The sequence below is a fragment of the Enterobacter sp. WI-ESBL-E8 genome, assembly GCF_053364895.1.
This window is the reverse complement of the sequence record NZ_JBRWXJ010000001.1, coordinates 4,473,363-4,488,280: the sequence shown is the minus strand read 5'-3', so window position 1 is coordinate 4,488,280 and position 14,918 is coordinate 4,473,363. Positions and strand designations below refer to the sequence as shown.

Here is a 14,918-nt window from a genome sequence, read left to right as displayed (position 1 = left end):
TTATGGCGGTGCGTAAAAAAAGCCAACTTGCACTTTTTGTGCGCGCTGTGATTTATAGCGCAATACCACTGTTGTTGCTTGATGCCCCATCTGTCCACGCGAGGGAGGTGACGTTTGATACGGATATCCTCAAATCCCGGGGGCTGGGGGTCGATCTGAACCGCTACTTTGCCGAAGCCCCGCGCTTTTTACCGGGGACGCATTCCGTTTCGGTCAAAGTGAACGGCAACGATCGCGGAACGGCAGCCGTACGCTTCAGTGAAGACGGTACGATGTGCGTTGATAACGACTTCCTGGAATTCGCAGGACTCATGCCGGTGCCCATAAAGGCGAATGAAACCTGTCATGATATTCGCAGCGACTATGCTCAGGCTGTGATTAACCCGTTGCCAAACCAGGAGGCAGTCGAGCTTTATCTGCCACCGGAAGCGCTTAACAGCCTGAGCGCAGACGTTAAAAACTTCCAGCATGGCGGCACGGCAGGCATGCTTAACTACTCGTTATTCAGTACCAAAAGTGACTACAGCGGAAGTGACAGCAGCAGTAACCGTTACTCCCAGGCAAGCCTGGAGGCGGGGTTCAATACGATGGACTGGTCTCTGCGCAGCCGTTATATCCTGACGGATGATAACGGTAACCGAAACGCAGAGAGCATTTATACCTACGCAGAACATGTGTTTGTGCCCCAGCGCCTGACCATGCAGGTGGGTGAAGTCAACGCCATGTCCGATGTGCTAAGCGGCGTGCCGATCACCGGTGTACAGCTGATGCCAACGAGCGGTTTGCAGAAAGACAGCTCGGGCGTGAGCGTGTCCGGTATCGCCCGTACGTCACAGGCGCGCGTTGAAGTTCGTCAGAACGGGCGACTTATCTTTAACACCCTGGTTCCGGCGGGGCCGTTTACGCTGGATGATGTGCCGATGGTACGCAACAACGTCGATCTGGACGTCACCGTTGTTGAATCTGACGGCTCAACGAACCACTACATTGTTCCCGCCTCTTCCGTAAAATCGCGGAACCTTTCAAGACCAAACGGCCTGACCGTTTCGGCAGGCCAGGTGCGCGGCATAGACAGTGACTACAGCGACCCGCTGGTGTTCAACGTATCCGACGGCTGGCGAATTTTCCCCTGGATGAACCTGCTTGCCTCCGCCGTGGTGGCTGAAGATTACCAGGCAGCAGGCGCGCGCACTGAGTTTATGGTCACCGATGACTGGAATATCTCCACCAGCATGGCCGCCAGCAAGGCGCAATTTGGCGACAGCGATAACGGTATCAAAAACGAATTACAGAGCGATTATTCATTTACCGAGAACGTCGGCCTGTCTGCCAGCGTAGCGCACTACAGCGGTGATTACCGCGAGCTGGCGGATGCCATGGACGACGATTACCAGGGCTATGACAACAGCTATTCCGCCAACATTCGCTGGTCAACTCCGCTAGCCGGAGCATTTAGTGCAGGCCTTAGCTACAACCAGGCAGCAGGAGACGGAGAGGATTCACGTTATTTACTGCTGTCATGGGGTAAGACCTTCAAATATGCCTCGGTCAACGTTAACTGGCAAAGCGCAGTTGGTAACTCTGATGATGACCAGAATGACGATCTTTTATACATCAACCTCAGCATCCCGCTAGGCGGTTCGCAGAGCCTGAGCTCTTATATGCGCAAGCAGGGCGATAGCACCAGCTACGGCCTGGCAAACAGCGGCTCGCTGGGTAATGACACTAACTACTATATTTCTGCCGATCGTGACCAGGAATCAAAGGAAAACAGCTTTAACGGCAACATTAACACCAACCTGCACTACACCCAGCTTAGCGTAGGCGGGGGGACCAGCGGTGATAACCAGCGTAACTATAATGCGACGCTGTCTGGCGGTATTGCCATGCATAAAGAGGGCGTGACCTTCTCGCCGTATTCCATTAAAGACACCTTCGCAATTGCCAAACTGAGCGAACCGAAAGCGGGTGTGGAGATCACCACGCCGCAGGGTACCGTCTGGACCGATCGCTGGGGGCAGGCTGTCATTCCAGGCCTGACCGAGTGGCGTAACTCGCGCATCGAAGTTGATGCGAACAAACTGCCGCAGAGTATGACGCTGGCAAACGGCACCAAGTACATTGCGGCTGCCCATGGTTCGGTCAGTGAGGTGAGCTTTAAGGTGCTGAACAGCCGTCGCGTGATGTTACGCATCAAGCAGGCCGACGGTAAGCCGCTAACGAAAGGCCTGTCCGTGGTGGATGACAAAGATAATTACGTGGTGACGGTGGTCGATGATGGACATGTTTTCCTGAACGATGCCGATCAGGTCGCCGCACTGTATGCCATCAATGATGACAATCAACGTCTGTGCAAGCTTGATTTCACCCTTCCTGAAAAGCATGACGAAGACGCGTTTTATGAGGAAGTTAACGGAGTATGTCGATGAACCTTCAACGTCTGGCTACGCTATTGCTGCTTGCCTTACCGTGCTTTTCTTATGCTGAAGAGTGCCAGTTAACGCTCTCCCAGCAGGTCGTGGATTATCATCAGATGCGGCGTGACAACATTATTTCCAGTCAGCAAAGCTGGAACAAAATGCCGGAAAAAGAGATTAACGTCAGCGTCTATTGCCCTGAAAAACAGCAGATGGCGACGTTAATACAGGGCGCTTCCGGACAGAAAGGGCGTTTTCAGTTTGGCCAGAACGGCGGTGTGGCGATTAAAGTCAGCAACCTGACGCTTGACGGTAAAAGCTACAGCGTGGGAAAAACAACCGATCAGGTGAACTTTACGCCTGAAAGTGATAGCGGCGCATCACTCTATGTTCGCAATAACGAAGCGGTAATCGCGGTTGAAAACGGTAAGGTACCCAGCGGCCAGCAGCTAAATTTTACCGTGACGATTTTCCCGGTACTGAATGACAGCGCGTTTAACCATATTTCTGATCAAACTGCTCTGGAGAGCGATTTGTCCTGGCAACTTCTCAAGAAATAAAAAAATGGCCCGGTGTATGCCGGGCCATTCTCGTTACACTTCCAGGTAATTCATAATCCCGTCGGCCGCTTTACGCCCTTCGGCAATCGCGGTGACCACGAGGTCGGAACCGCGAACGATATCGCCACCTGCAAAGATTTTCGGGTTGCTGGTCTGGAACGCATTGTCGCTGCCTTCTGGCGCAATAATACGGCCCTGCGAATCCAGCTCAACGCTGTGCTTCGCCAGCCACGCCATGCTGTGAGGACGGAAACCAAACGCCATGACCACGGCATCGGCCGGGATCACATACTCGGAACCGGCTACGATTTCTGCACGACGACGGCCTTTCGCATCCGGCGCGCCCATCTCGGTGCGCGCCATCTTCACGCCGCTCACTTTGCCATTGGCATTCACTTCAATACCCAGAGGCTGGATGTTGAACTGGAATTCCACGCCCTCTTCACGCGCGTTTTTCACTTCGCGTTTAGAGCCCGGCATGTTCTCTTCGTCACGACGATAGGCGCAGATCACGTGTGCCGCGTTCTGACGAATAGACGTACGCACGCAGTCCATCGCGGTATCACCGCCGCCCAGCACCACCACGCGTTTGCCTTCCATGCTGACGAAAGGTTCTTCGGCCGTTTCGCCATAACCCATAATCTGCTTGGTGTTGGCAATCAGGAACGGCAGCGCATCGTACACGCCCGGCGCGTCTTCGTTCTCCAGACCACCGCGCATGGACTGATAGGTGCCCACGCCCAGGAACACGGCGTCGTAATCCTTCAGCAGATCGTCGAGCTGCACGTCGCGGCCCACTTCTGTGTTCAGCTTGAACTCGATACCCATGCCGGTGAAGATTTCACGACGGCGGGTCATGACCTCTTTCTCCAGCTTGAAGGCCGGGATGCCGAAGGTCAGCAGACCGCCGATTTCCGGATGACGGTCAAAGACCACCGCCTTCACGCCGTTACGGGTCAGGACGTCCGCACAGGCCAGGCCCGCCGGGCCCGCGCCGATAATCGCCACGCGCTTGTCGGTTTGCTTCACGCCGGTCATGTCCGGGCGCCAGCCCATCTCGAACGCTTTATCGTTGATATAGCGTTCGATGTTACCGATGGTCACCGCGCCAAACTCGTCGTTCAGCGTACAGGAACCCTCACACAGACGGTCCTGAGGACACACGCGGCCGCACACTTCCGGCAGGGTGTTGGTCTGGTGAGACAGCTCGGCGGCTTCAAAAATACGTCCTTCGTTGGCCAGCTTCAACCAGTTCGGGATGTAGTTGTGTACCGGGCATTTCCATTCGCAGTAAGGGTTACCGCAGGACAGGCAGCGGTCTGCCTGTGCTTTGGCCTGACCTTCTGAAAACGGCTCGTAGATTTCTACAAATTCAATTTTACGGATCTTCAGCGGTTTCTTTGGCGGATCAACACGCTGCAGGTCGATAAACTGGTATACGTTCTGGCTCATCTGAATTCCTTACTGCGCCTGCACGCGCAGCTCTGCTGCGCTACGACTACGGTGACCCAACAGGGCTTTAACATCGCTGGACTTCGGTTTAACCAGCGCGAATTTCGCAGAGAACGCCGGCCAGTTCGCCAGGATCTCTTCGCCGCGCGAAGAACCGGTATGCTGCACGTGCTCGGTAATCAAACCGCGCAGGTGTTCTTCGTGGATGGCCAGCGTATCAACGTCCAGCACTTCCACCAGTTCAGGGTTCACGCGTTTGCGGAACTCACCGTCTTCATCCAGGACGTATGCAAAACCGCCCGTCATGCCTGCGCCAAAGTTCACGCCGGTTTTACCCAGGACGCAAACAATCCCGCCCGTCATATATTCACAACCGTTATCGCCAATGCCTTCCACCACGGTGATAGCACCGGAGTTACGCACCGCAAAACGTTCACCTGCACGGCCCGCTGCAAACAGACGACCGCCGGTCGCGCCGTACAGACAGGTGTTACCGATGATGCTTGCCTCATGGCTGCGGAAGGCTGAACCTACCGGAGGACGCACCGCCAGCAGACCGCCCGCCATGCCTTTACCGACGTAGTCGTTGGCATCACCAGTCAGGTACAGCTCAACGCCGCCTGCGTTCCACACGCCGAAGCTCTGACCCGCGGTACCGCTGAAGTGCGCGGTGATCGGATCCGCTGCCAGCCCCTGGTCACCGTGCGTTTGCGCGATGTAACCGGAGAGCGACGCGCCTACGGAACGGTCAGTGTTGCGGATATCAAACCAGAACGTTTTGCTCTGCTTGTCGTCCACGTACGGCTTCGCCTGCTGCAGCAGCTGTGCGTTCAGCACGCCGTTATCGAACGGCGGGTTGTTCTCTGTGCAGTAGACCGCTTTGCCCGGGTGCGGCTGCGCGGTTTCCAGCAGCTTGCTCAGCTCCAGTTTCTGCTGCTTCGCGGTGAAGCCTTCCAGCTCTTTCAGCAGGTCGGTACGGCCAATCAGGTCCACCAGGCGTTTAACGCCCAGCTGGGCCATCAGCTCGCGGGTTTCGCGGGCGATAAAGTCAAAGTAGTTGGTCACTTTGAACGGCAGGCCGTGGTAGTGGTTCTTACGCAGCTTCTCATCCTGGGTCGCAACACCGGTTGCGCAGTTGTTCAGGTGGCAAATACGCAGGTATTTACAGCCGAGCGCAACCATCGGGCCGGTGCCGAAGCCGAAGCTTTCAGCGCCCAGAATCGCCGCTTTGATGATGTCGAGGCCGGTTTTCAGGCCACCGTCCACCTGCAGGCGGATCTTGTGACGCAGACCGTTAGCCACCAGCGCCTGCTGGGTTTCCACCAGACCGAGTTCCCACGGGCAGCCCGCATATTTCACGGAGGAGAGCGGGCTTGCACCGGTACCGCCGTCGTAACCGGCGATGGTGATAAGGTCCGCATAGGCTTTCGCCACACCGGTAGCGATGGTACCGACGCCCGGTTCGGAAACCAGCTTCACGGAGATCATTGCTTTCGGGTTGACCTGTTTCAGGTCGAAAATCAGCTGCGCCAGATCCTCGATAGAGTAGATATCGTGGTGCGGTGGCGGAGAGATCAGCGTCACGCCCGGCACGGAGTAGCGCAGTTTGGCGATATACGGGGTGACTTTATCACCCGGCAGCTGACCGCCTTCGCCCGGTTTTGCACCCTGAGCGACTTTAATCTGAATCACGTCGGCGTTGACCAGGTACGCTGGCGTGACGCCAAAGCGACCGGATGCCACCTGCTTGATACGGGAGACTTTGTTGGTACCGTAACGTGCAGGATCCTCACCGCCTTCACCGGAGTTGGAGTTGCCGCCGATGCTGTTCATGGCTTCCGCCAGCGCTTCGTGGGCTTCCGGGCTCAGCGCGCCGATGGACATCGCCGCGGTGTCGAAGCGTTTGAACAGTTCGGATGCTGGCTCAACCTCGTCAATGCTGACCGCTTCATCACCCGGATTGAGGGCAATGAGGTCGCGCAGCGTCGCCGCCGGACGGTTATTTACCAGCTCAGCATACTGCTGATAATCGCTGTATTCGCCGCTCTGAACCGCCTGCTGCAGCGTGCGCACCACGTCCGGGTTATAGGCATGATACTCGCCGCCGTGAACGTATTTCAGCAGACCGCCCTGATCCAGCGGCTTACGTGCCAGCCAGGCGCGTTTAGACAGGTTCACCAGATCCTGCTGGAAGTCAGCAAAACCAGCGCCGCCGATGCGGCTGACCACGCCCTGGAAGCAGAGGTTAGCGACCTCGTCATGCAGGCCGACCGCTTCAAACAGCTTCGAACAGCGGTAGGAGGCAATGGTCGAGATGCCCATTTTGGACATGATCTTGTACAGACCTTTGTTGATGCCGTTACGGTAGTTAAGCATCACAGCACGGTAGTCTTTGTCGATCGCGCGGGTATCCACCAGACGGGCCAGCGTTTCGTAGGCAAGATACGGGTAGATCGCCGTCGCACCAAAGCCTAACAGCACGGCAAAGTGGTGCGGGTCGCGGGCGCTGGCGGTTTCAACAATGATGTTGGCGTCGCAGCGCAGGCTCTTATCGACCAGACGCGTCTGGATAGCACCTACCGCCATTGGCGCGGGTACCGGCAGTCGATTTTTCGCGATATTACGGTCAGACAGCACCAGCAGAACGGTACCGTTACGTACCATCTGTTCGGCTTTGTCACACAGCGCATTCACCGTCTCTTCGAGGCTCGATTCGTTCACGTCAAACGTAATGTCGAGCGTGTCGGCGCGGTAGTGCTCCTCTTTCATGGTGGTGAGCTGTTTGAAATCAGAGTACAGCAGGATCGGCGATTTAAAGGTCAAACGGTGCGCCTGGCCTTCGGCCTCGCAGAAGACATTCATCTCGCGACCAATGCTGGTGGCCAGCGACATGACGTGCGCTTCACGCAGCGGGTCGATTGGCGGGTTGGTGACCTGCGCGAACTGCTGACGGAAATAGTCATAAATGATGCGCGGCTGGCTGGAGAGCACGGCAAACGGGGTATCGTCACCCATGGAGCCGACCGCTTCCTGGCCGTTTTCACCGAGCACGCGGATAACCGAATCCAGCTCTTCCGCGCTGTAGTTAAACTGCTTCTGGTAGCTGGCGAGGGTATCGTCGTCCAGCTCACGGCTGCCCACTTCTTCGTCCGACAGGTCTTCAAACGGCACCAGGCGACGCACGTTTTTCTCCATCCACTCTTTGTACGGGTGGCGGCTCTTCAGATCATTGTCGGTTTCGGCGGAATGCAGAATGCGCCCGCCGCGGGTGTCGATAACCATCAACTCGCCCGGACCGACGCGGCCTTTCTCAACCACTTCGTCAGGCTGGTAATCCCAGATCCCGACTTCAGAGGCGCAGGTGATGAGCTTATCTTTGGTGATGACGTAGCGCGCCGGACGCAGACCGTTACGGTCCAGGTTACAGGCGGCAAAACGACCGTCGGACATCACGATGCCCGCCGGGCCGTCCCACGGCTCCATGTGCATGGAGTTAAAGTCGAAGAACGCGCGCAGTTCCGGGTCCATATCCGGGTTGTTCTGCCAGGCAGGTGGCACGAGCAGGCGCATGGCGCGAACGATGTCCATCCCGCCCGCCAGCAGCAGTTCCAGCATGTTATCCATTGAGCTGGAGTCCGAGCCGGTTTCGTTCACGAACGGTGCGGCATCGTGCAGGTCAGGGATCAGTGGTGTCTGGAACTTATAGGTACGGGCGCGGGCCCACTGGCGGTTACCGGTAATGGTGTTGATCTCGCCGTTGTGCGCCAGATAGCGGAACGGCTGAGCCAGCGGCCAGCGAGGTACGGTGTTTGTGGAGAAGCGCTGGTGGAACAGGCAAATGGCCGATTCCAGACGCAGGTCCGCCAGGTCCAGGTAGAAGCGCGGCAGGTCAGCCGGCATACACAGACCTTTATAGATGTTGACCAGGTTTGAGAGGCTACAGACGTAGAACTCTTTATCGTCCTGGAGACGTTTTTCAATGCGGCGGCGGGCGATAAACAGACGGCGTTCCATATCACGTGGACGCCAGCCCGCAGGCGCATTGACGAAAATCTGTTCAATGCGAGGCAGCGAGGAGAGGGCGATTTCACCGAGCACCCCTTCATTGGTTGGCACATTACGCCAGCCGACAATAGACAGGGTTTCACGCTGAAGTTCTTCTTCGACGATGCGGCGTGAGGCAGCAGCCTTTTCAGGATCCTGGTTCAGGAACAGCATACCGACAGCGTAGTTTTTGGCTAAACGCCAGCCGCGCTCTTCCGCCACGATGCGGAAGAAACGATCGGGTTTTTGCAGCAGCAGGCCGCAACCGTCGCCGGTTTTACCATCGGCAAGGATGGCGCCACGGTGCTGCATTCGGGCCAGTGCGTGAATAGCAGTACGCACTACCTTGTGGCTAGGTTCGCCTTCTATGTGGGCGATCAGGCCGAAACCACAGTTATCCTTCTCAAGGGATTTATCGTACAACATATCAGTGAACCTCCCCAGGCTCGTCGGGCTTCTCTCTGAACTTTACCGTGGCGCACAGGCGCAGAAAGAGCATGGCGACGGGGTTTGCGTTTCATACGCGGACCTCGCATTCGCCCTCTTTTTCATCCTTTCGCGCAGGTAAACAAGTTTGAGGACTTGCTTCAGAGGGAATCTCAATTACTGCATAAATATGATGAGCAGGCCGCTCATCCAGAAAGCTTCCAGCGGATTTCCAACTTATCGGGAATTGGTACACAGGTCAAATGGCAATCTTATTTATACAAAAATGTGCTAAAGAGGCGCTATATCTTTGTATGTAAAAAGAATTTAACTATTTTTACATTGATTGTATGCCCAGACAGGACGCAGCGGAGTGTGATCTGACTCACTATATGAAAGCGGTATTATCAATGTAGCGTGCTGAATAGCGGTTTCATACCAGAATAATAATCTGGTATTGGCTGCAAACCCGCATAAAGCCACTGTTTTACCGTGGTGGCGCTATAAATGAAAAAAACAATCAGAACATAAGGAAAAGTAATTACGACCGGGGTGAATGAAATTGCAGTAATCCTGAGTATTTATTCATATAGATAAAGGCCGTCCAGGGCGATTGATCCAGGTCATCGCCGACAGAGGCTAAAAATGGCAGGCTTGTCCCCTTTCTCCGGGACGGTCTATCAGATTATGCAGTTACAGAAATTAGTCAATATGTTTGGTGGGGATCTTTTGCAGCGTTATGGTCAAAAGGTTCACAAGCTGACGCTGCATGGCGGGTTTAGCTGTCCAAACCGGGATGGCACGATTGGGCGCGGCGGCTGCACCTTCTGTAACGTTGCCTCGTTTGCTGATGAGACCCAGCAGCACCGCTCCATCGTCGAGCAGCTTTCACATCAGGCGAGTCTGGTAAACCGTGCGAAGCAGTATCTGGCCTATTTTCAGGCCTACACCAGCACGTGGGCGGAGGTGCAGGTGCTGCGCGACATGTATCAGCAGGCCGTCAGCCAGGCCAATATTGTCGGGCTGTGCGTGGGTACGCGCCCGGACTGCGTGCCGGACGCGGTGCTGGACCTGCTCAGCGAGTATAAAGAGCAAGGCTATGAGATCTGGCTGGAGCTGGGTCTACAGACCGCGCATGACAAAACGCTGCACCGGATCAACCGTGGCCATGATTTTGCCTGCTACCAGCGCACCACGCGCCTTGCTCGCGAGCGCGGGCTGAAGGTCTGCTCGCATCTGATTGTCGGCTTGCCCGGAGAAGGTCAACAGCATGGCCTTGAAACGCTGGAAAGGGTAGTTGAAACCGGTGTGGACGGCATCAAGCTGCACCCGCTGCATATCGTTAAGGGCAGCATTATGGCGAAAGCCTGGGAAGCCGGACGGTTGAACGGCATTGAACTCGACGAGTATACGGTGACGGCAGGGGAGATGATTCGCCACACGCCGCCGGAGATTGTTTACCACCGCATTTCCGCCAGCGCCCGCCGCCCAACGCTTCTGGCACCGCTGTGGTGTGAGAACCGCTGGACGGGGATGGTGGAAATCGACCGCTATCTGCATGAGCACGGCGTACAGGGTTCGGCGCTTGGCCACCCGTGGGTTCCCCGTCTACCGACGACGGCCGCCTAGTAAACTCCCCAGCATGCCGCGCACTATCTGATTCGTGACCTGCCGCGCGGCGCTTTTCGCCATGGTCTGCACCACGCCATCACGCTTGCCGCCGCGCGGCCCGGTGCTGCCGAACAGAATGTCTTTGAGTCCACCGAGAATACCGTCATCCACCGCGACAGACTGCCCTTTGGCAGCTGGCGCATCCTGCGATTCGGTGGTCGCCTGTACCCCTTTTTGCAGCATTTCGAACGCAGATTCGCGATCTACCTCGTCTTCGTACTTTCCGTACACCGGGGAGTGGTTAATCAGGCCGTTGCGCTCATCGTCCGTCACCGGCCCCATGCGCGAGCAGGGGGCGATCACCATTGCGCGTTCCACCACGGACGGGCTGCCCTTCGCATCAAGGAACGAGATCAGCGCTTCACCGGTGCCTAACGCCTGAATCGCCGCTTCGGTATCAAAGGCCGGATTAGCGCGCATGGTTTGCGCCGCGGCTTTCACCGCTTTTTGATCTTTCGGCGTAAAGGCGCGCAGGGCGTGCTGCACGCGGTTACCGAGCTGGCCCAGTACGTTGTCCGGGACATCCGACGGGTTTTGCGACACAAACCAGACGCCGACGCCTTTGGAGCGGATAAGGCGAATCACCTGTTCAATCTTGTCCAGCAATACCTGCGGCGCGTCGTTGAACAGCAGGTGCGCTTCGTCGAAGAAGAAGACCAGCTTCGGTTTATCCAGATCGCCAGCTTCGGGTAACTGCTCGTAAAGCTCAGAGAGCATCCACAGCAGGCTGGCGGCGTAGAGCTTCGGCATCTGGTAGAGCTTCTCTGAACTCAGGATATTAATAATGCCTTTGCCGCTGCTGTCGGTGCGCATCCAGTCTTTGATATCCAGCATCGGCTCGCCGAAGAAGTGCTCGGCGCCCTGTTGCTCAAGCGTCAGTAGCCCGCGCTGAATAGCGCCCACCGACGCGCTGCTGATATTGCCATACTGGTTCTGGAAGGATTTCGCGTTATCGCCGATGTACTGGGTAATGGCCCGCAGATCTTTGAAATCGAGCAGCAGCAGACCCTGGTCATCGGCAATGCGGAAGATAATGTTCAGCACTCCGGACTGCACGTCATTGAGGTTAAGCAGGCGAGCCAGCAGCAGCGGGCCGAGATCGGAGATGGTAGCGCGTACCGGGTGGCCTTTCTCGCCAAAGATGTCCCAGACGACTACCGGATTACCGTGCGGGGTCCAGTCCGTGATGCCAATATTCTTCAGCCGTTCGAGCAGTTTTTCAGAGGCGGTACCCTCCTGAGCCACACCGGTTAAATCGCCTTTCACGTCAGCCATAAAGACCGGTACGCCAATCTCTGAAAGCGACTCCGCTAGCTTTTGCAGGGTGACGGTTTTCCCCGTCCCGGTCGCACCGGTGATCAGACCGTGGCGGTTTGCCATCGCGGGCAGTAAATACAGCTCTTTTTCCAGCGTCCGGGCAATTAACAATGGTGTACTCATGATGCGCTTCCTCTCTTAGTCCTGGGTGCAGTATAGGCAACCTGACGGCAATTTGGCTGAGTAAATTGCTGACTTTGCGGCGCATTATCCAGTGCGGACTATGCTTTTGCATACGGTTCACAAAATAGTGGGAAACTATGTCCAGATTCTTCTTTAACGACCGCAAACAGCTGGTCAACGATGCCATAGAAGGCATACTCCTCTCTGCGCCGCGCGCAAACCTTGTCAAACTCGATATCGATCCGGCTATCAGGATTGTCGCGCGCGGCGACTGGGACAAAAGTCGCGTGGCGGTGATCTCCGGCGGCGGCTCAGGTCACGAACCCGCGCACGCCGGGTTTGTCGGTAAAGGCATGCTGACGGCGGCAGTGTGTGGCGATCTGTTTGCCTCGCCGAGCGTGGATGCGGTGCTCAATGCCATCGTTGCGGTCACGGGCGATCGCGGCTGTCTGCTGATCGTCAAAAACTATACCGGTGACCGCCTGAACTTCGGCCTGGCCGCTGAAAAGGCCAAACGCTATGGACTGAAGGTCGAGATGGTAATTGTGGCGGACGACATTGCGCTGCCGGATAACAAGCAGCCGCGCGGTATTGCCGGTACGGCACTGGTGCACAAGATTGCAGGCTATGCGGCGGAGCACGGAAAATCGCTGAGCGAAGTGCGGGAGATTGCGCAGCAGGCCTGCGACAACCTCTGGAGCCTGGGTGTGGCGATGCAAACCTGTAACCTGCCGGGCAGCGACGATGATGAGGGGCGCATTAGGCAAGGCCACGTCGAGCTGGGTCTGGGCATTCACGGCGAACCCGGAGCTTCCGTGGTGGATACGCAAAACAGCAAAGCGATTATCGACACGCTGGTGGCACCGTTGAGGGCGCAGGCGGGTACGGGGCGCTTTGCGGTATTGATTAACAATCTTGGCGGCGTATCGGCGCTGGAGATGGCGCTGCTGACGAAAGAGCTGGCGCACTCGGCGCTGAAAGAGGAGATCGCGTACCTGATTGGCCCTGCGCCGCTGGTGAGCGCCCTGGATATGAAGGGTTTTTCGCTGACGTTGCTGAAGCTCAACGATTTCTTCGAAAAGGCGATTCATGCCGATGTCGAGACGCTGGGCTGGCAGAAGCCGGTGGCGTTTGCACCGATGCGTACCGTGGCACATAGCGCCATTCACGATCGTGTGGAATTCACCCCATCGGACAATACGCGGGTGAGAGAATGTGTCTCCTCAGTGACGAACACGCTGATCCAGCTGGAAAACCGCCTGAACGCGCTGGATGCGAAAGTGGGGGATGGGGATACCGGCTCTACCTTTGCGCAAGGCGCGCGGGATATTGCGCAGCGTCTGGAGGAAAACACACTCCCGCTTAACGATGTGTCTAAGCTGCTGTTGCTGGTGGGCGAGCGGCTGGCCACGGTGATGGGCGGATCGAGCGGGGTATTAATGTCGATCTTCTTTACCGCGGCCGGGCAAAAGCTTCACGATGGACAGTCGCTACCGGAAGCGTTGCTGAGCGGGCTGGCGCAGATGAAGCAGTACGGCGGGGCGGATCTCGGCGATCGCACGCTGATCGACGCGCTGCAGCCGGCGCTGGAAGCCTTGCAGAACGGCGATCTTCAGGCGGCAGTGCAGGCGGCACAGCAGGGGGCAGAGGCAACGGCGAAAATGGAGAAAGCCGGTGCGGGGCGCTCATCGTATGTGAACAAAGAGAATCTGGACGGGGTGATGGATCCGGGAGCGGTCGCGGTGGCAGAGGTGTTTAAGGCCATGGTAGATGCAAAACGGTAACAACCGTTACCGTTTTTAGTGTTTGCGCCCTCTCCCCGTGGGAGAGGGTTGGGGTGAGGGCACCATGCCGCACATTCCCCGGCAATCTCACATCAAAAATCCGCTTTCAACACCACGCGATAACGGGCTTTGCCGTCGCGCACGTGCTGGATGGCTTCGTTGATTTTCGACATCGGGTACAGTTCGGTGGTCGGTGCCACTTTCGTGCGTCCAGCAAACTTCATCAGTTTGCGCAACTCGAACGGCGTGCCGGTCGCAGAGCCGGATACGCTGCGATCCCCGCCGATCAGGGTAAACGCCGGAACCGGCAGCGGCTTCATCACGGCACCCACGGTGTGGAAGTTACCGCCGTAGGCCAGCGCTTCAAAGTACGGCTGCCAGTTGAGATCGACGTTGACGGTGTTAATGATCAGGTCAAACTGACCCGCCAGCGCGTTCAGGGCTTCCGGATCGCGGCTGTTCACGACTTTATCCGCGCCCATCGCCAGAACTTCTTTCTCTTTCGCCGGGTTCGAGCTGAACGCCGTCACTTCACAGCCCATCGCGTGCAGCAGTTTGATGGCAATATGCCCCAGGCCGCCAATACCGATGACGCCCACGCGGCTGGTGGCGGTAATATGGTGCATCAGCAGCGGTTTGAAGACGGTAATACCGCCGCACAGCAGCGGACCGGCAGACTCAATATCAATGCTGTCCGGCAGAGGAATGACCCATTGCCAGTCGGCGCGCAGCTTATCGGCAAAACCGCCTTTGTTCAGAATAGTGGGAACGGCGCCTTCGAGGCAGTTGATCTGGTTGCCGCTGATACAGGCGTCGCAGTGGCCGCAGCTGCGTGCCGTCCAGCCAATGCCCACGCGCTGGCCCACTTTCAGCCCTTTGTCCTGCGCGGCGCTACCGAGCGCAACGACGCGGCCAATGACCTCGTGCCCGGCAATCAGTGGATAGCTTGAAAAGCCCCATTCGTTGTCGATCATCGAGAGATCCGAGTGGCAGATCCCGCAGTAATCAACCTGTACTTCGACGTCTTCTGCTTTTAGTTCGCCCGCATCGTATTCGTACAGCTCAAGTTCTGCACCCGCCTGCGGTGCGGCGTAGCTTTTTATCTTCGACATCGTGTTTCCCCC

At 57.0% G+C, this 14,918-nt stretch carries 8 protein-coding genes; 4 read left to right on the top strand and 4 right to left on the bottom strand.

The annotated features are described in order from the left end of the window. The first annotated feature begins 2 nt into the window (after positions 1-2). On the top strand, positions 3-2,429 hold the full coding sequence (locus ACWHWP_RS21345; RefSeq protein ID WP_447856339.1) for a fimbrial biogenesis outer membrane usher protein: 2,427 nt from the start codon (positions 3-5) through the stop codon (positions 2,427-2,429). Continuing rightward, positions 2,426-2,977, top strand: a complete 552-nt coding sequence (locus ACWHWP_RS21340; protein WP_059312155.1) for a hypothetical protein — start codon at positions 2,426-2,428, stop codon at positions 2,975-2,977. The genes ACWHWP_RS21345 and ACWHWP_RS21340 overlap by 4 nt, the downstream gene beginning before the upstream one ends. Before the next feature lie 33 nt (positions 2,978-3,010). Here the strand turns inward: ACWHWP_RS21340 and gltD are convergent, their stop codons facing one another. Together gltD and gltB are read right to left on the bottom strand one after the other, a co-directional pair. Next, positions 3,011-4,429 (bottom strand): glutamate synthase subunit GltD, encoded by a 1,419-nt coding sequence (gltD, locus tag ACWHWP_RS21335; RefSeq protein ID WP_059312156.1) that lies wholly within the window; start codon positions 4,427-4,429, stop codon positions 3,011-3,013. Between the two features lie 9 nt (positions 4,430-4,438). Beyond that, entirely contained in the window at positions 4,439-8,899 is a 4,461-nt protein-coding gene (gene gltB / locus ACWHWP_RS21330) for a glutamate synthase large subunit (protein ID WP_059312157.1), read from the bottom strand. 687 nt (positions 8,900-9,586) lie between these two features. On the opposite strand from gltB, the gene ACWHWP_RS21325 reads away from it, so the two are divergent. Beyond that, positions 9,587-10,528, top strand: a complete 942-nt coding sequence (locus tag ACWHWP_RS21325; RefSeq protein WP_123138612.1) for a TIGR01212 family radical SAM protein — start codon at positions 9,587-9,589, stop codon at positions 10,526-10,528. On the opposite strand, the gene ACWHWP_RS21320 is transcribed toward ACWHWP_RS21325, so the two are convergent. After that, positions 10,508-12,010, bottom strand: a complete 1,503-nt coding sequence (locus ACWHWP_RS21320) for a helicase HerA-like C-terminal domain-containing protein (protein ID WP_447856337.1) — start codon at positions 12,008-12,010, stop codon at positions 10,508-10,510. The genes ACWHWP_RS21325 and ACWHWP_RS21320 overlap by 21 nt on opposite strands. A 137-nt stretch (positions 12,011-12,147) precedes the next feature. On the opposite strand from ACWHWP_RS21320, the gene ACWHWP_RS21315 reads away from it, so the two are divergent. Next, complete coding sequence (locus ACWHWP_RS21315) at positions 12,148-13,794, top strand: glycerone kinase (protein WP_447856336.1); 1,647 nt, start codon at positions 12,148-12,150, stop codon at positions 13,792-13,794. A 92-nt stretch (positions 13,795-13,886) separates the two neighbouring features. Here the strand turns inward: ACWHWP_RS21315 and ahr are convergent, their stop codons facing one another. Beyond that, entirely contained in the window at positions 13,887-14,906 is a 1,020-nt protein-coding gene (gene ahr, locus ACWHWP_RS21310) for an NADPH-dependent aldehyde reductase Ahr (RefSeq protein ID WP_032650403.1), read from the bottom strand. Between the last annotated feature and the right edge of the window lie 12 nt (positions 14,907-14,918).

Bases quoted from the DNA above. Each gene is read 5' to 3' on its own strand.
- ACWHWP_RS21345 (WP_447856339.1), top strand. From the start codon at position 3: ATGGCGGTGCGTAAAAAAAGCCAACTTGCACTTTTTGTGCGCGCTGTG.
- ACWHWP_RS21340 (WP_059312155.1), top strand. From the start codon at position 2,426: ATGAACCTTCAACGTCTGGCTACGCTATTGCTGCTTGCCTTACCGTGC.
- gltD (WP_059312156.1), bottom strand. From the start codon at position 4,429: ATGAGCCAGAACGTATACCAGTTTATCGACCTGCAGCGTGTTGATCCG.
- gltB (WP_059312157.1), bottom strand. From the start codon at position 8,899: ATGTTGTACGATAAATCCCTTGAGAAGGATAACTGTGGTTTCGGCCTG.
- ACWHWP_RS21325 (WP_123138612.1), top strand. From the start codon at position 9,587: ATGCAGTTACAGAAATTAGTCAATATGTTTGGTGGGGATCTTTTGCAG.
- ACWHWP_RS21320 (WP_447856337.1), bottom strand. From the start codon at position 12,010: ATGAGTACACCATTGTTAATTGCCCGGACGCTGGAAAAAGAGCTGTAT.
- ACWHWP_RS21315 (WP_447856336.1), top strand. From the start codon at position 12,148: ATGTCCAGATTCTTCTTTAACGACCGCAAACAGCTGGTCAACGATGCC.
- ahr (WP_032650403.1), bottom strand. From the start codon at position 14,906: ATGTCGAAGATAAAAAGCTACGCCGCACCGCAGGCGGGTGCAGAACTT.